Source organism: Prevotella melaninogenica, assembly GCF_003609775.1.
Lineage (GTDB): Bacteria > Bacteroidota > Bacteroidia > Bacteroidales > Bacteroidaceae > Prevotella > Prevotella melaninogenica_A.
Map to the genome: position 1 here is coordinate 109,684 of NZ_AP018049.1, position 16,741 is coordinate 126,424.

Genomic DNA, 16,741 nt, shown 5'->3' on the forward strand with positions numbered 1-16,741 from the left:
TTAATCCGATTAATGCAAAACTATACCTTAAAAATAGTATCTTTGCACATTAATTATTAATAATATTAAGAACGATAATGGATAAATTAAGCTATGCACTGGGAATCGGTATCGGTTCACAGCTCGCAGGAATGGGCGCAAAGGAACTGAATATTGACGACTTCGCACAGGCTATCAAGGATGTAATTTCAGGTTCAGAACTGAAAGTTGACAATGCAGAGGCACAGACTCTCGTACAAAACTTCTTCCAAGAGCAGGAGGCTAAGCAGCAGGCTGCAGCCGCTGAGGCTGGTAAGGCAGCAAAGGCTGCTGGTGAGGCTTTCCTTGCTGAGAACGGTAAGAAGGATGGTGTTGTAACCTTACCATCAGGTTTGCAGTATCAGGTGTTGAAAGAGGGCAATGGTAAGAAGCCTTCAGCTACAGACCAAGTAGTATGTCATTATGAGGGAACACTGATTGATGGTACTGTTTTTGACAGTTCTTATCAGCGCAATCAGCCAGCTACTTTCGGCTTGAATCAGGTTATCCCAGGTTGGACAGAGGGTGTGCAGCTCATGCAGGAGGGTGCTAAGTATCGCTTCTTCATCCCTTATAACCTTGCATACGGTGAGCGTGGTGCTGGTGCACAGATACCTCCATTCGCAGCACTTGTCTTCGACGTAGAGTTGAAAGAGGTAAAGTAAAGAATTGTGTGTAGGCGATAATAGGTGGCAATATATGTCCATCATCGCCTACTCTAATAATATTGCTTAAGAAACTAAACAATTAAAATAATGAAGAAAATTTATTTATTAGCCGCTATGGCTATCGCAGCTGCAGGCTTCACAGCTTGTGGTAACTCAGCTCCAAAGGAGGATTTGAAGTCTGATGTTGACTCTTTGAGCTATGCTTTCGGTATTGATCAGGGTCAGAGTGTAAAGCAGTATCTCCAGCAGATGCAGATTGATACAGCTTACATCGATGAGTTTATCAAGGGTATGAACGACGGTGCGCAGAATGCTGATGATAAGAAGCGTGCTGCTTACAATGCTGGTATCGGCGTAGGTATGCAGATGAACATGATTATCAAGAATCAGATCAACCGTCAGATCTTTGGTGAAGACTCTACAAAGACTGTTTCTTTGGGCAACTTCCTCGCTGGTTTCGCTGCAAGTGCAAAGGGTCAGGGACAGAAGATGACTGTTGAGCAGGCTCGTGAAGTTGAGCAGAAGACTTCAAAGGCTATCCAGATGAAGGCTGCTGAGAAGACTTATGGCGCTAACAAGAAGAAGAGCGATGCTTACATGGCAGCTAATGCAAAGAAGGAAGGCGTGAAGACTATCGGTCAGGGTGTACAGGTTAAGGAACTCAAGGCTGGCTCTGGTGCTACCCCAAAGGCTTCTGATGTTGTTAAGATTAACTATGTAGGTAAGACTATCGATGGTAAGGTTTTCGACCAGCGTGATGGTGCTACAATGCCAGTAGGTGGTGTTATCCCAGGTTTCACAGAGGCTTTGACAAAGATGCCTGTTGGTGCAAAGTGGGAGATTACTATTCCTTATACAGCTGGTTACGGTGCTGAGCAGCCAAGTCCAGACCTCAAACCATTCTCAACACTTATCTTTACAGTTGAGTTACTTGGTATCGAGAAGGCTCCAGAGGGTCAGCCAGGTATGCCTCAGGGTATGTCAGGTATGCCACAGGGTAAGCCAGGTATGTAATCAACTAAGGCTTGATAAAGGTTCGATGAGTCTTCCTTTCTTGTATGGAAGAGCATCAGCTGTAATCCATTTTCACGGTGATGGCGAATTATTTTCATGAAAGAAAATATTTATTGTCGTGAAAATAAATATTTATTCTCATGAAAGTAATTCTTTATTTTCATGAGAATAATTCAGTAATGATACTCTTGTCTTATAGGAAAGGAAGACACACATATATATATTAAAGCTTAGTAATCATCGAATCTACATCCTTTTTAATATAGAAAAACCTTTTCTTTAAAAACGACAAAACAATGAAGAAATTTATAATGCTGGCTCTGCTCGTTGCAGCAGGTTCAGTCTTTAATACTGCAAGTGCACAGAGTAAGAAGAAAGGAAAGCAGAATACAAAGTGTCCAGTAGAATGTAAAGAAGGCGCAGTAGTACTGACTTCTGCTTCTGATACATTGAGCTATGCTGCAGGTATGTCTATGACACGTGGTTTGGACGAGTATCTTGCAAATCAGTTTGGTGTTACTCCTGCACAGATGCCAGACTTCCTGCGTGGCTTGCGTCAGGGTATTGCTAATCGCAAAGACTCTGCTTTTGCTGCATATATAGCAGGATTGCTCATCAGTTCACAGGTAGACAAGACCATGTTGCCTAATATTGCATCTAAGTTCGAAGGCACATCAGCTCCAATTAACCCTGATATGCTTTATAAGGGCTTTATTGCAGCTTTGGCAAAGGATTCTACTGTTCTCAAGCAGGCTACTGCTGAGGAAATCTTCGAGAAGAAGGAAGTAGAGTTGAAAGCACAGAAAGATGCTGAGATAAAGGCTAAGAATGAAGCTTACTTGGAAGAGAACAAGAAGAAGGAGGGTGTTGTAACAATGGCTGACGGTCTTCAGTATCGTATTATTAAGAAGGGTGACGGACCTATGCCAACAGCAGCTGACCGCGTTCAGGTTATCTATGAAGGTAAGACTATTGATGGAAAGGTATTCGATGCCACTTCACGTCATGGTGTAGAGTTCGATACTTTCAATGTTGGTGGACTTATTAAAGGTTGGACAGAGGCATTGCAGATGATGCCTGTAGGCTCAAAGTGGGAGATTGTTATCCCACAGCACCTCGCATACGGTGAGCGTGGCGCAGGTCGTGACATCGGTCCTTTCTCAACACTTATCTTCACCCTTGAGTTGAAAGGCATTGAGGCTGCAGCTGAAAAGGAGACACAGGTGATTGATGCTGCTAAGCTTGTACCTGCTAAAAAGATTCCTGCTCAGAAGGCAAAGAAGAATGTAAAAAAGTAAGATAAAAGCAGTGAAATACTGTTCTCTTGCTTAAAATAAAAACAAAATGCGCCCAAGTGGCGCATTTTTTATGTCATTTTGTTGTCTGTTCCATAATTATTCCCTACTTTTGCTCGTCATCAATTAAAGTTTTAGAAACGTAGAATTAATAAATAATATCAACTGCAGAACATGGAAAAAGTAGATCGTTTAGACAAGAAAATATTGGGTATCCTCTCACAGAATGCTCGTATGCCTTTCAAAGATGTTGCTGCCCAGTGTGGCGTATCACGCGCTGCTATTCATCAGCGTGTACAACATCTCATAGAAAATGGAGTTATAACAGGTAGTGGTTTCGACGTTAATCCTAAGAGTTTAGGCTATACAACTTGCACTTATGTAGGACTTAATCTCGAACGTGGCTCTATGTATAAGAAGGTTGTTGAACGTATCAGTGCTATTCCAGAGGTGGTTGAGTGCCATTTTACAACGGGTCCTTATACAATGCTTGTGAAGCTTTATGCTAAAGACAACGAGCAGTTGATGGACCTTCTTAACAATCAGCTGCAAGGTATCTCTGGTGTTGTGTCAACCGAAACACTTATTTCTCTTGAACAAAGTATTAAGCGTGAGATACCTATAGCAGAAGAATTGCTCTAAAGAAGTCAACGACAAACCAATCTTTTAAATAAGAATAAGAATGCAATACGATCTTCAGTCACATCTTGATAAGGTGTATGAAACCTTCCCTGAGGCTAAACGTAAGCCTATAATTGGTATCACTACCAATTATATAGATGGTGATGCAGCGATAAGAAATGTCTATTATAAGCAGGTGGTAGCAGCGGGCGGAGTCCCAATGCTTATTCCTCCAGTGGCTGATAAGGATGTACTTATTAACACCCTCGACCATCTTGATGGTCTTCTCCTTACGGGTGGGGCTGATATCAACCCATTGTGGACTGGTGAAGAACCTTCTACCAAACTCCATAATATCAATGCTGAGCGTGATTTACCTGAACTGATGCTTATCCGTTTGGCGTTTAATCGTCAGTTACCTATCCTTGGTATCTGTCGTGGAGCGCAAGCTCTTGCCGTCGCTTTGGGTGGAAAGATACAGCAAGATATCTATGATGAATATATAAGAGAGGATGAAACGGTTGAAAAGAAGCTCAGTAAAGACAAGACAATAACAACCTATCATGCTGCAAGATTAAAGCACTCGCAGGATGCTGAACGTAGTGAAGCAACTCATAGTGTGACGCTTACAAAGTCATCTGTCCTCTATGCACTCTATAAGGAAGAACGTCTTATGGTTAATAGCTTCCACCATCAGGCGGTAAAAGACCCTGGAAAGCGTTTCCGTGTGACGGCTCTTTCGCCTGATGGTGTTATCGAAGCCATTGAAAGCAATGAGTTTAAGCCTATCATGGGTGTGCAATGGCATCCCGAATGGATGGGTGAAGAGGGTGGAAAACTCTTCCAGTGGTTAGTCGGACAGTCTAACAACTTCTATCTTGCCAAGCAACTTCATCAACGTATCTTGACGCTTGATACACACTGTGATACACCGATGTTCTTCCCACAAGGCGTCAACTTCGATCAGCGTGACTCTCGTATTCTTTACGATCTCCATAAGATGACGGAGGGAAGACAGGATGCTGTGACCATGGCTGCTTATCTTCCACAGCCGAGGATTGGTGAGTCTTTCTCATCAAAGATTGATGTTGAAGGCTTGAAACGCTTTAATCCACATCTCATTGAGACGTTAGATCATCTTTCACCAGCGGTCTATGCCAACCTTATCTTCGACAAAATTGAGGAAATTGTTAAGCAGAATCAACGCTATATCAGCATTGCTCGTACTCCTTCTGACCTTTATGAAGACAAGCGCAAGGGACGTAAGAGCATCATGTTTGCTATTGAGAATGGTCTTGCTTTAGAGCATAAGCTTGAGAATGTTAAGCACTTTGCACAGCGTGGTGTGACCTATATAACCCTTTGTCACAATGGTGATAACGATATTTGTGACTCTGCACGAGGCTGCAATACCCACGGTGGAGTAAGTAAGTTTGGTGAAGAGGTTATCAAGGAGATGAACCGCAATGGTATTATGGTCGATTTAAGCCATGGCGGAGAGAAGAGTTTTTATGACGCGTTGGAGCTCAGTACGATGCCAATCGTATGTAGCCATTCTAATAGCAAAGCACTCTGTGACGTTCCTCGCAACCTTACCGACGACCAGATGCGGGCGTTGGCAAAGAAGGGTGGTGTGGCTCATATCACAATGTTCCAAGGCTTCTTGAAGAAGGGTAGTGAGGCTACTGTGATGGATGCGATTACTCATCTTGAGCATGCTATCAACATTATGAGCATCGACCATGTAGGTATTGGTACCGACTTCGATGGTGATGGAACCGTACGTGGTATGGCTGATGCGAGTGAAATGATAAACTTCACCCTCCATCTTTTGCGTCGTAAGTATAGCGAAAAAGATATCGAAAAGATATGGGGAGGCAACTGGCTGCGTGTAATGGCGCAGGTACAGAGCGTTAGAAAATAAGTAGTAAGAAGGTTTTCCACCATCTCTTTGGGATAGTGTGGGAGTGTAAAAGAAATCAATCAACAATGAAAGCGAATATAAAACTCATTTTCGGCTGCCTCTTGGCAGTGTCTCTTGCAACCGTAGCATACGGCTGTAAGGGGAAAGCAAGCAATGCTGATAATGCTGCTGATACTGTGGCTACAGTCAAGCCTGTCGGCCCTACGTTTAATCCTGACTCTGCATACGCCTTTACAGCAGCACAGTGTGACTTCGGTCCACGTGTGATGAACTCTGAAGCACATGATAAGTGTGGCAAATGGATAGTAGAGAAATTCAAAGAGTATGGTTGTGAGGTGCAGGAGCAGAAAGCCGATGTAAAAGCCTATGATGGTACGGTGTTGAAGGCAACTAACATCATCGCACGTTTTAATCCAGAAGCAAAGAAGCGTGTTTTAATCTGTGCGCACTGGGATAGTCGCCCTTGGGCTGATAACGATCCAGACTCTGCTAACCACAAGAAGCCTGTTATGGCAGCGAATGATGGTGCCAGCGGTGTGGCTGTAATGCTTGAGTTAGCACGCCAGTTGCAGGCTGATAAGAAGTTAAAAGTAGGTGTTGACTTCGTTTGTTTTGATGCAGAAGACTGGGGAATACCACGTTGGGAGACCCGATATCAAGATACTGGCGACTCTTGGGCACTTGGTGCACAATACTATGCAAAGAACTTCCCAACGGCTATTAAGCCTGAGTTCGGTATTCTTCTCGATATGGTAGGTGGCGAAGGTGCACAGTTCTATCGTGAGGGAATGTCTGTTCAGTTTGCTCCTGATATCGTAAACCGTGTGTGGGAGGCTGCAAAGAACGCTGGATTTGGCTCTTACTTCCCTGATGCTATCGGTGGAATGGTTACTGACGATCATGTCCCAGTGAATCAATTTGCAGGTATTCCTACAATTGATATCATTCCTTACTATCCTGATTGTCAACAAAGCTCTTTCGGTCCAACATGGCATACTGTCAATGATACGATGGAGCATATCGATAAGAATACGTTGCAGGCAGTGGGTCAGACTGTTATACAGGTCTTGTACACGCTGTAAGAAATAACGCCTCACCTCAACCCCTTTCCGAGGGAAGAGGGAGTAGCAATTACCTTTGTGAATAATAAAAGGCTGGATTCTATTGTGGATTCCAGCCTTTCTTATTTTTGTTTCTTTCTTAACTCAAATTGGTTATTAGAGCATAATATGTATAGTTCTTCTTGCTATAGTATTATTTCCTAACATCTTTTATATTCTTATCGGTATCTTGTTTGTCTTTGTAACTTGACGTAGCCCGCTACGCTTGCGTTCCAAAAACAAACAAGATACCGATAAGAAAACAAAATATGTTTAAGCTCTAATGACCAATTTGGTTTTAACCTACTAACCATGATATAGAAAAAGGTAAAGTCGTACTATGCCAACAAAGTGTTCATCAGATGAGGCTTTTATTGACTTCAACAAGTAATTAGCACACTTTCTTTTTGTGATAACCCCTTCTTCTCCTCTAAATTCTTCTCATGAAATAATAAGAGGTGGGTCGGTAAATAAGTACAAGAAAGAGGGGAGATAGGCTTAATTGGTATAATAATAGTTTATAAATAGTATAATAATAATTTATTTTATGCATATAAAAAGTTCTTCTAATGGTAAATAGGCATTGATTAATAGGCGGGAAAAGGTTCTTCATGAAACAAAAACATAGACAAGACCATCTACAATCTATTGTATTATTCCCCTCTGACATAGAAAACCTTTTCATGTTAGTACTTTGAAAATTCGAAGATAACAGGTTGAAAAAATATGACATAAATTCGGGTGAAATGTCTATAAATAACGAAAAAAATACGTATAAAAAGTAAGTCTGCAACCAACAGTAAATCAGTTGGTTATAAAACTCTATTCTAAAAGGTGCTTAATTGGACTTCAAAAGGGCGTTAGTAAGAGCTCTAAAGAGCATCTTTTGCAAGTCAATTAGGCGTCTTTTCGAAGCTAAAAAAGCATGTGTTGGTTTTGTGTTATGTGAAAATAGTTTACAAATATGAAGCAAGAGGGAATAAGTGGTGCGGTCTTTATAAAGTGTACAAGGCTTTATTCTATTTCCAATCTATGCTTTAACGAAAGAATCAGAAAAAAGACTCTGTTCCCAATAGTAGGGAACAGAGTCTTTATTTTGCCTTCAAAATCAAACGCAGGCTTTGTTTATAATTAATATAGTTCCATACCCAGTTGAGCAGGATAAATGTCTTATTCTTTACGCCAAGGATAGAACGAAGGTGAACAACGAGCCACAATGCCCACGCAGGGAAGCCTCCAAACTTCTTTCCAGAGATTTCTGCAACAGCATGGTTGCGACCAATAGTTGCCATTACACCGAGGTTTTTGTATCTGAAAGGCTTTGGCTCTTTTCCTTTCAACATTGCTTTGAAGTTCTTTGCAACGGTCTTTGCCTGCTGCATAGCTACTTGTGCGAGCTGAGGATGACCAAGTGGATATTCCTCATCGCCTTCTACAAGGCTTACATCTCCAATTGCATAGACGTCTTCTACACCCTTTACACGACAAAAACGGTCGGTAAGGAGTCTACCAGCATGCCCAATACTCTCCGCAGGAAAACCTTCGACGGTATTTGCACAGATTCCACTCACCCAAATAACAGTCTGTGTAGGGATTTCCAAGCCTGCACTGGTTTTCAGAATTCCATCTTTGTATTCAGTAGCAAACTGAGGCTGACGGATATGAACATGTAAGTCTTTCAGATCTCGTTCTGCTCGTTTTGATGATACTGGATCCATAGCTGCAAGAAGACGGTCACCTGCATTAACAAGGTAGATATGCATCTGTGAAGAGTCAAGGTCGGGATAATCACGAGCAATGATGTTCTTCTTCATCTCAGCCACAGCTCCTGCAATTTCAACACCCGAAGCACCACCACCGACAACAACGATATTCATCAATGCCTGTTTGCGTGCTGGGTCTTCCTCTGTTAAAGCAAGTTCAAGATTACGCAGGATTGTATTACGGAGTTTCATAGCCTCACTAACCGATTTCATCGGGAGTGTCGTTGCTTCAATATCCTTATTTCCAAAGAAGTTAGTCTTTGCACCAAATGCCAATACAAGATAGTCGTATTCTATCTCGCCCACCGTTGTGTTGATAGTCTTTTTAGCCGAATCCACCGATTTTACCTCTGCCATTCGGAAGAAAAAGTCCTTTCGTCCTTGGAAAAGTCGACGGAAAGGAAAAGAGATACTACTTGGTTCAAGACCACCCGAAGCCACCTGATAAATTAATGGAGGGAACTGATGATAGTTATTCTTATCTACCAATACAACTTGGTAATCATCATCTACTAATTTGAAGGCCAATTCCAAACCTCCCAATCCACCACCAACAATAACGACTCTTTTTTTGTTAGTGCGTTCAATGTTTGCTTTCATTATCCTGCTATATTTATGTTTGTTATCTTTTATACGTCTATTCCCTTTCTTTTTTTATAGAGAAAATCGTGCCAGAGGTATTCTTTGTTAGAGGAAAAGTTATACCGTCTATATATAAATTAATTTTGTAAGTCGTTCTTCTGGGAAGAGTCCGCGCGCAACAGCTTGCACCTCCTCTGCCGTTATTGCATCAATGTTGCGATAGAGTGCTGATATATCCTTCTTCCATCCATAGTGGAGGAAGCCTTTACCAAAATCTAAAGCAAGGTTTTCACGGTTGTCACATGCAATACCAATCTGTCCTTTAATCTGCTGTTTAGCTACAGCCAACTCGTCATCCGTCAATGGAGTATCGATGAAATGGTCGAGTTCTGCACGTACAAGGCGCATACATTCATCTAAATCATCGGCATCACAACCGAAGTATATAGCCCAAATACCCGTTAACGAATAGCTCACCATAGAACTATCTACCGTATAGACAAGTCCACGATGTTCGCGAAGTGCAAGATTCAAACGGGCACTCATACCTGGTCCACCTAAGATGTTATTCAATAGATAAAGTGCCATACGTCTTTTGTCATGTATGCTGTAGGCACGATTACCAATCATTACGTGAGCTTGATGAGTATGCTTATTAATCTTAACCGTTTGAGGTTGGTATTCACTCAATGCAGGAAGCGGAATTTCTATTGGTTTTTCTGTTTCGCCCTTTACCTTTACTTTACAGTCATTCTCTTTCTCTAAAAGACTGAGCAGATTATCAAAATCTATATCACCATACGCAAAAAACACCGAATTCATCGGTCTATAATGTTTTTTTGTGAATCGAAGTGCATCCTCAGTTGTGAACTTCCGAACACGCTCTGCCGTTCCAAGGATACTATGTCCTAAAGGGTGCCCACGGAAGATGATATTTTCAAATTCATCATAGATCAACTCTGCAGGACTATCATTGTAGGATTCGATTTCATCGCAGATAACTTCGACTTCCTTATCTATCTCCTTTTGTGGATAGACACTATGGAAAACAATATCTGTCAGAAGGTCTATTGCTCGTGGGAGATGGTCTTTTAGAATAGCAGAATAATAAACCGTATCGGTCTTAGTTGTAAAGGCATTGAGGTCGCCTCCCACTTGTTCAAGACAGTGAATAACATCTATTGCTGTGCGACGAGTAGTACCCTTGAACGTAACGTGCTCACAGAAATGAGCTATCCCCTCCTCATCAGGTAGTTCGTTGGCTGTCCCGACATTGAGTTGATACCCACAATAAACCACTGGTGAGGCCGTTGGAAGGGCTATGATGCGCAGTCCATTCTCCAAGACTGCAGTTTGATATCTTGTCATAGGGTGCAAAATTAAGAAAAAAGAATGAAAAGTAATAGACTTTAAACGACAAAGAAAAAAGAACTCATTTCATTTTGTAATCCGCCTAAATTTCAGTATATTTGCACAACTAAAGTGAGACACAATATAATTCACAATAAAATGCGGAAAGTAATAGGTATAGGTGAAACCGTTTTAGACATCATCTTTAAGGATAATAAACCAGTTGAGGCAGTTCCAGGAGGGTCTACCTTTAATGCCATTACATCGTTAGGACGCTGCGGAGTTAACGCATCGTTTATTTCTGAAGCGGGTAATGACCATGTTGGAAAATACATCATTGATTTCTTGAAGAACAATGGTGTGAATGCTGATAGCGTTTCTACTTTCCCTGATTCTAAGTCGCCTGTGTCGCTTGCCTTCCTCAATGAGAAGAATGATGCAGAATATATCTTCTATAAAGATCATCCACACGATCAGTTAGATTTTACTTTCCCTGATATCCAGCCCGATGATATCGTGCTTTTCAGTTCCTTCTATGCGGTGAATCCGGTGATTCGTCCACAGGTAGTAGGATTGCTCGATTATGCTCGCTCACGTGGTGCCATCATCTACTATGATGTTAATTTCCGCCCAGCACACAAAGATGAGGTTATCAAGATAACACCTAATCTGATAGAGAACCTTGATTATGCTGATATTGTACGTGGCAGTCACGAAGACTTTGCGACACTTTACAAGAAGGAGGATGCTGATAAAGTTTATAATGCAGAGATTTCCTTCTATTGCAAACAGTTTATCTATACACAGGGAAGTCAACCTGTGGAGGTGCGTAGTGGTAAGGAATTGAAAAAGTCATACCCAGTACTTGACACTAATATTGTTAGCACTATCGGAGCCGGCGATAACTTTAATGCAGGCTTTATCTTCGGTATGTTGAAGTATGGAATCACTCGTGTTGACCTCGAAAGAGGACTAACAGAAGAGCAGTGGGATAAACTCATCAACTATGCTTTGGCGTTCTCTGCAGATTGCTGTAAGGATATCTTCAACTATGTAAGCAAGGAGTTTGGTGAGAAGATGAGAGATGGGGCCTTATAATTAGTCTTATTTGCCAAATAAGTCCAATAAGCCAAATAAGCCCAATAAGCTTTAAAAAGAAACTACATAAATTCAAAAATAAAATGATAGAAATTGCCAATAAAGTTTATTACGTAGGAGTTAACGACCGTAATAAGAACCTCTTTGAAGGATTATGGCCATTGCCTTATGGTGTGACCTATAACTCTTACCTCATTGATGATGAGAAGGTTTGCCTTATTGATACAGTTGAAGTAGACTTCTTTACTCAGTTTATTGAGAGACTTCGTGAGGTGTTGGGCGACCGACAGATTGATTACTTAGTCATCAACCACATGGAGCCTGACCACTCTGGTTCAATAGGTTTGCTGCGTAAATATTATCCTAACATCCAAGTTATCGGTAATAAGAAAACCTTTGATATGATGTCAGGATTCTATGGTGTCAAGGATAATACGTTAGAGGTTAAGAATGGTGAGGAGTTGAGCTTAGGTAATCATACCTTACAGTTCTTTATGACTCCAATGGTTCACTGGCCTGAAACAATGATGACACTCTGCAAAGGTGAGGTCAGCCACCTCTTTACAGGTGATGCATTTGGCTGTTTTGGTGCATTAAATGGCGGTCTCATTGATCAAGAGATTGATACTGATTGGTGTTGGTTAGAGATGGTTCGTTACTATTCTAACATTGTTGGAAAGTACGGAACACCTGTTCAGAACGCATTAAAGAAGCTTGCTGGTATTCATATTGACTATATCTGCTCTACTCATGGACCAGTATGGCATAAGTATGTTGACAAGGTTATTGGTCTCTACGACCGAATGTCTAAGTACGAAACTGAGCCAGGCTTGGTAATTTGTTATGGTACAATGTATGGCAATACTGAGCGTATGGCAGAGGAGATTGCACGCTCAGCATCGCTCGCTGGTGTAAAGAATATTCGTCTGTATAACGTTTCTAAGACTCACCATAGCTATATTCTTCAGGACGTCTTCCGCTTTCGTGGCTTAATCGTTGGTGCTCCTACTTATAATGCAGGACTCTATCACGAGATGGACGTACTCTTGCAGGAGGTTGCTAACCGCGATATTAAGAATCACCTTATCGGCTGGTTTGGCTCTTATTCATGGGCATCAAAGGCTGTTGCTGCTATTGGTGAATGGAATGAAAATCACCTCCACTTCGAGAAAGTGGGTGAGCCAGTAGAGATGAAGCAAGCACTTACTCCAGAGATTAAGGAAGAGTGTAATCGCTTAGGACGCGAAATGGCAGCTAAACTCTTAGAGGAATAAGATGAATATAGCTGTATTTTGCTCTGCAAACAATAACATTGCTCCCGACTACTTCCGTGCTGCGGAAGAGTTGGGACGATGGATTGGAAAGAATGGACATACGCTTGTTTATGGTGGAGCTAATAGTGGATTGATGGAGTGTATTGGTAAGGCTGTACACGAAGCTGGTGGACGTACTATCGGGGTTATCCCTCGCATCTTAGAAGAAGGACGCAGAGTTAGTGGCTATGTAGATGTAGAGATTCCTTGTGAAGACCTTACTGATCGCAAAGCAATTATCATGGAACGCTCTGATGAGTTCTATGCATTGCCTGGAGGTATAGGGACTATTGATGAAATTTTCACCGTTGCAGGCTCAGCTTCTATTGGTTATCATCATAAGAAGGTAACCTTAGTTAACGTAGAAGGCTTCTGGGATAGTCTTATAGCCCTGCTGAACGACCTTTTAAAGAAAGAAATGTTACGTGGCTCTCTCAACGACTATATAGAGGTAAAGACCATTGATGACTTAAGGAAGTGATTGTTTTCTAAAGAACAGTTTTACAACAGTTCAGAAAACAAAAACATAATATAAATAAGGTTTCTTCCTATTTTTGGCTTCATAATCGACACTCAAGATTAGAACGAACACACTTTTTTCTACAAATTTACTTTCAATTTAATTTGCTGTCACTTTTAACATTTAGTGTAATCGATTTATAATCAGCTTTTTAATTGCGTAAAAGGAGTGATAGGAGTGACAGGAAAGTAGATTTATAGAAATCGTTTATTGAAAACGAACTTTTTGTCTTCGCATGAAAATGGGGATATATTGTGTTTTCTTATATACCCTTTTCTTATTTATAAGATAAAATTTAAACTGTCCAATCTTTTTAGTATCATTTGTTATCTACATTCATATCTTATAAACAAGGTAGCAATGTAATACAACCCGTTTGAATGAAACAAAAATAAACATTAGGCGTATTCATTTCATATTCTTCAACATAAAATGAGTACGTTTACAATACCTTACAGTTATTTTGCACTCTACCCGAGCCACGAACTGAGTAAATATGCGGGAAATAGTGTAATTTTGCAGCCGAAGGTTTGTTCATATTAGATTGAAAAATCACGATAGGTCAGCTTTGCAAGATGATATCAGCTTTCCTATTTAATATTGAGCCGCCTTGATTTTATTAAATAACAACGAGTAGTTTTAAACTGCTCATTAATCAAAACAACATGAAAAAAACAGGATTATTACTTTGCGGGTTATGTTTAGGACTCTCTAACCTATCTGCACAAGTAACACAGAATGCCGTACCGCCAATGGCTGGTTGGAATTACTATGGAGGTGATGAGTTTAATGGAAACAAGATTGACGAATCCCGATGGGGTATCTATGGTGATCCAAAGTATAATTATAAGTTTGATGATTATGGTAATACAGAAGGACAAGGAGGTGTCCAGTATTATCGTGCCGATATGGTTAAGGTAAGAAATGGAGTGGCATATATAACCGCTTCACGTGAACCTCTTTTGACAGGACGTCGTCCTGATCCTAAAAAAGACCCAGCTGGAACCGATTATAAAGTAAAGGTACAGCCACCTTTTAAGCCAAAGCACGACTTTGGAAAGTATGGTTGGTGGTCTGGGGCCCTCTCCAGTCGTAATGCTAATGGAGCTGACATGGGAACCGGTAAAGGATTAGAACACGGAGTTTATTATCCTCTTTACTCCCGTATAGAAGTAAAAGCAAAGATTCCATACGAGTTCGGAACTTGGATGGCACTATGGCTTCGTCACTGTAATGGAGCAAGTACTTTCGAGATTGATTTGCAAGAGTTCTTTGTAAATGAGGACCGAAAAGATGCAATGAAGGAGAAAGGCTTTTATCTGCATCAGACTGTCCATGGTATGGATTATAATTCAAGATCGCAAAACGGTAAGCTTAATAGTAGTCATAATATTAATGACTATGGAGATCGTGTAAGGGAGCTTGACTTTGATCCAGGAAAAGACTTCCATGTTTATGGTGCACAGATTGATCCAGAACCAGGTGACCCAAAGCATTTAGCCGTAACTTTCCTCTTAGATGGAAGGGTAAGATCTGTTTTCCGTACAAAGGATAATAGATATAAATCAAACAATCCGCAGTATCCATATCGTTATAATGCACTCTTAGCAGAAAACCTTTCAAAGTATGGAGAGGACCGTGTTTGGGACGTAGCCATCACAGGACAAGTAGGAGGTAAGGCGTGGAAAGCTAATACAGAAATACTACCAAGTATGTATCCATATACAGGATTTGGTGGAACCCTCTACCCTGAATTAAACCCTAAGTATGGAGGTGATATTAATAAGGTTCCTAATCAGTTTGTTACAGAAGTAGACTGGTTGCGTGTTTTTAAACGTGCAAATACACTACTATGGATAGGTAACCGTCCAGAATACAGAAAAAATCAGAAGATAAGTCTTGACCTTGCTAAAGAGAAGTTTGCTAAGATTAATGTAGGAGATCAGTTGGTTATGGACCTTGAGGTTTGTGATCCTACAAAGCAAGCAAGCCTTGATATCTTTAACAAAAGTGGACAGTCTATCACTACTCTAAAGCCAGAGTTTACAAAGAATGATGCACAGGTAACTTTCGTTGTGACAGAAGAACTTAGTAAGAAGCTAAGGAATGAGGGCTGCGTATTGCGAGGTGAGAATATTCGTTTATACACCGTATGTCATTCATCAAAGAAGGATGCTATTTGGTCAGGATTCAAGGAACTCCAGTGGGGTGAAACAATTATCCCTGCAGAGTTGTTTGCACATTTAGCAGAAGGTCAGAAACTTGAGTTTGTGGTGAGAGATGCTAATCCTGGTGCAAAGATTTTCTTACGCCAGAATAAAAAGAATCCTACTGATTCAAAAAGACCTAAGTTCTCATTTAGCGTACAGTATGGTAATATTATCAACTTGGATAATGAGAAAGATGAAAAGGCCTATACCCTTGACCTTGAGCCTAAGGTTATCGAAGAGTTAAAACAGAATGGTTTGGTAGTAACCGGACTGGGGTACTTCTTACGTAGTGTCAACATTGTAGGCAGTCCGATGACCAAAGTAATTACCTCTATTGATAAGTTAGAAACCACAGATCAGAATGATGGTGCAGTATATAATACTAATGGTGTGAAGGTTAGAGATGCTAATGATAAAGGAAAATTAGCTCCTGGTATTTACATTATCAATGGCAAGAAGGTTTTGGTAAAATAAAGAAGTGGGATGCAAGATTATGCTCAATCTATTTAATATTATAGATTGTCTTGCAGCACCAAAGAAAAATTGAACAATACCAATCAATATAAACTCCGATTATGGTGCAAGAGTATCTGCCCATAATCGGATTTTTTTATAACCAATGTTTGTAAACTATTTTCGTGTAGCTCAAAACCAAGACATGCTCTTTTGGCTTCTAAAAGACGCCTAATTAACTTGCAAAAGACGCCCTTTAAGCCCCTTACTAACGCCCTTTTGAAGTCTAATTAAGCACCTTTTCTTTCACTGCTTTATAATCAGCTGATTTTCTGCTGGTTATAAGTTTGCTCGTTATTCGTGTTTTTATCGTTATTTATAGCTGTTTTGTTTGATGTTTTGTAATGATTTTTCCGTGCCTTATCTGTAATTTTGCAGTATTAAAATAAAGGACTTTTCTATGATAGAGGATAATCATAGAATGAATTGCTGAGCGTCTTAGCTGTGTTATTTGTTTAATGAGTAACTTCAGTTCTTTCGTTAAGACTATACGAAGCGCATCCTACATTTTACGGAAAAGGAACCACAAAAAATAGTAAGAGTATATTAAAAGGAAAAGAAAAGCAAGTTAAGCGTTTTAACATCTGATAATTAGCTGACTTAAAAAACATTCATTTTTATTTGTAAGTTACATATATAATAGGTAAATTTGCACGGATTAATTTTTTCGGGACGCGTGAGAAGGTAAACGTCAAGACAATCGAGTCTTATCCAGAGTTACCACTTTTGGTTCCCTAAGATGTTGGTCAAAA

General features: G+C 40.5%; 12 protein-coding genes. 10 read left to right on the plus strand and 2 right to left on the minus strand.

Going from position 1 to position 16,741, the window contains the following annotated elements; translation table 11 throughout:
- Positions 1-77 precede the first annotated feature (77 nt).
- The 6 genes from PMEL_RS00420 to PMEL_RS00445 all read left to right on the plus strand — a co-directional run bounded on the left by PMEL_RS00420 (position 78) and on the right by PMEL_RS00445 (position 6,622).
- Positions 78-683 carry an FKBP-type peptidyl-prolyl cis-trans isomerase gene (locus PMEL_RS00420; RefSeq protein WP_120173492.1) on the plus strand — a complete coding sequence of 202 codons (606 nt, stop codon included), beginning with the start codon at positions 78-80 and terminating at the stop codon, positions 681-683.
- A 90-nt stretch (positions 684-773) separates the two neighbouring features.
- The gene (locus PMEL_RS00425) at positions 774-1,700 is read left to right on the plus strand and encodes an FKBP-type peptidyl-prolyl cis-trans isomerase (protein WP_120173493.1); all 927 of its coding nucleotides are present in this window, start codon (positions 774-776) and stop codon (positions 1,698-1,700) included.
- Between the two features lie 296 nt (positions 1,701-1,996).
- The gene (locus PMEL_RS00430; RefSeq protein ID WP_120173494.1) at positions 1,997-2,998 is read left to right on the plus strand and encodes an FKBP-type peptidyl-prolyl cis-trans isomerase; all 1,002 of its coding nucleotides are present in this window, start codon (positions 1,997-1,999) and stop codon (positions 2,996-2,998) included.
- A 171-nt stretch (positions 2,999-3,169) separates the two neighbouring features.
- Positions 3,170-3,637 carry an Lrp/AsnC family transcriptional regulator gene (locus PMEL_RS00435; protein ID WP_013264439.1) on the plus strand — a complete coding sequence of 156 codons (468 nt, stop codon included), beginning with the start codon at positions 3,170-3,172 and terminating at the stop codon, positions 3,635-3,637.
- Between the two features lie 40 nt (positions 3,638-3,677).
- Positions 3,678-5,540, plus strand: a complete 1,863-nt coding sequence (locus PMEL_RS00440; protein ID WP_120173495.1) for a gamma-glutamyl-gamma-aminobutyrate hydrolase family protein — start codon at positions 3,678-3,680, stop codon at positions 5,538-5,540.
- A 65-nt stretch (positions 5,541-5,605) separates the two neighbouring features.
- Positions 5,606-6,622, plus strand: a complete 1,017-nt coding sequence (locus PMEL_RS00445) for a M28 family peptidase (RefSeq protein ID WP_120173496.1) — start codon at positions 5,606-5,608, stop codon at positions 6,620-6,622.
- A 1,109-nt stretch (positions 6,623-7,731) separates the two neighbouring features.
- On the opposite strand, the gene PMEL_RS00450 is transcribed toward PMEL_RS00445, so the two are convergent.
- Complete coding sequence (locus PMEL_RS00450; protein ID WP_120173497.1) at positions 7,732-9,003, minus strand: NAD(P)/FAD-dependent oxidoreductase; 1,272 nt, start codon at positions 9,001-9,003, stop codon at positions 7,732-7,734.
- Between the two features lie 108 nt (positions 9,004-9,111).
- On the minus strand, positions 9,112-10,353 hold the full coding sequence (locus PMEL_RS00455) for a M16 family metallopeptidase (protein WP_120173498.1): 1,242 nt from the start codon (positions 10,351-10,353) through the stop codon (positions 9,112-9,114).
- Positions 10,354-10,494: 141 nt separating this feature from the next.
- Here PMEL_RS00455 and PMEL_RS00460 point away from each other — a divergent pair, with 141 nt between their 5' ends.
- The 4 genes from PMEL_RS00460 to PMEL_RS00475 all read left to right on the plus strand — a co-directional run bounded on the left by PMEL_RS00460 (position 10,495) and on the right by PMEL_RS00475 (position 15,950).
- Positions 10,495-11,433: a carbohydrate kinase family protein gene (locus PMEL_RS00460; RefSeq protein WP_120173499.1), complete on the plus strand. Its 939-nt coding sequence runs from the start codon at positions 10,495-10,497 to the stop codon at positions 11,431-11,433.
- Between the two features lie 83 nt (positions 11,434-11,516).
- Positions 11,517-12,707 (plus strand): FprA family A-type flavoprotein, encoded by a 1,191-nt coding sequence (locus PMEL_RS00465; protein WP_120173500.1) that lies wholly within the window; start codon positions 11,517-11,519, stop codon positions 12,705-12,707.
- A 1-nt stretch (position 12,708) separates the two neighbouring features.
- Complete coding sequence (locus PMEL_RS00470) at positions 12,709-13,227, plus strand: TIGR00730 family Rossman fold protein (RefSeq protein ID WP_120173501.1); 519 nt, start codon at positions 12,709-12,711, stop codon at positions 13,225-13,227.
- Between the two features lie 704 nt (positions 13,228-13,931).
- Positions 13,932-15,950, plus strand: coding sequence for a family 16 glycosylhydrolase (locus PMEL_RS00475; RefSeq protein WP_120173502.1), 2,019 nt, complete (start codon positions 13,932-13,934; stop codon positions 15,948-15,950).
- The last annotated feature ends 791 nt before the right edge of the window (positions 15,951-16,741 follow it).

Coding starts and splice junctions, on each gene's coding strand:
- PMEL_RS00445 (WP_120173496.1), top strand. CDS start 5,606: ATGAAAGCGAATATAAAACTCATTTTCGGCTGCCTCTTGGCAGTGTCT.
- PMEL_RS00475 (WP_120173502.1), top strand. CDS start 13,932: ATGAAAAAAACAGGATTATTACTTTGCGGGTTATGTTTAGGACTCTCT.
- PMEL_RS00425 (WP_120173493.1), top strand. CDS start 774: ATGAAGAAAATTTATTTATTAGCCGCTATGGCTATCGCAGCTGCAGGC.
- PMEL_RS00450 (WP_120173497.1), bottom strand. CDS start 9,003: ATGAAAGCAAACATTGAACGCACTAACAAAAAAAGAGTCGTTATTGTT.
- PMEL_RS00455 (WP_120173498.1), bottom strand. CDS start 10,353: ATGACAAGATATCAAACTGCAGTCTTGGAGAATGGACTGCGCATCATA.
- PMEL_RS00465 (WP_120173500.1), top strand. CDS start 11,517: ATGATAGAAATTGCCAATAAAGTTTATTACGTAGGAGTTAACGACCGT.
- PMEL_RS00435 (WP_013264439.1), top strand. CDS start 3,170: ATGGAAAAAGTAGATCGTTTAGACAAGAAAATATTGGGTATCCTCTCA.
- PMEL_RS00470 (WP_120173501.1), top strand. CDS start 12,709: ATGAATATAGCTGTATTTTGCTCTGCAAACAATAACATTGCTCCCGAC.
- PMEL_RS00430 (WP_120173494.1), top strand. CDS start 1,997: ATGAAGAAATTTATAATGCTGGCTCTGCTCGTTGCAGCAGGTTCAGTC.
- PMEL_RS00460 (WP_120173499.1), top strand. CDS start 10,495: ATGCGGAAAGTAATAGGTATAGGTGAAACCGTTTTAGACATCATCTTT.
- PMEL_RS00440 (WP_120173495.1), top strand. CDS start 3,678: ATGCAATACGATCTTCAGTCACATCTTGATAAGGTGTATGAAACCTTC.
- PMEL_RS00420 (WP_120173492.1), top strand. CDS start 78: ATGGATAAATTAAGCTATGCACTGGGAATCGGTATCGGTTCACAGCTC.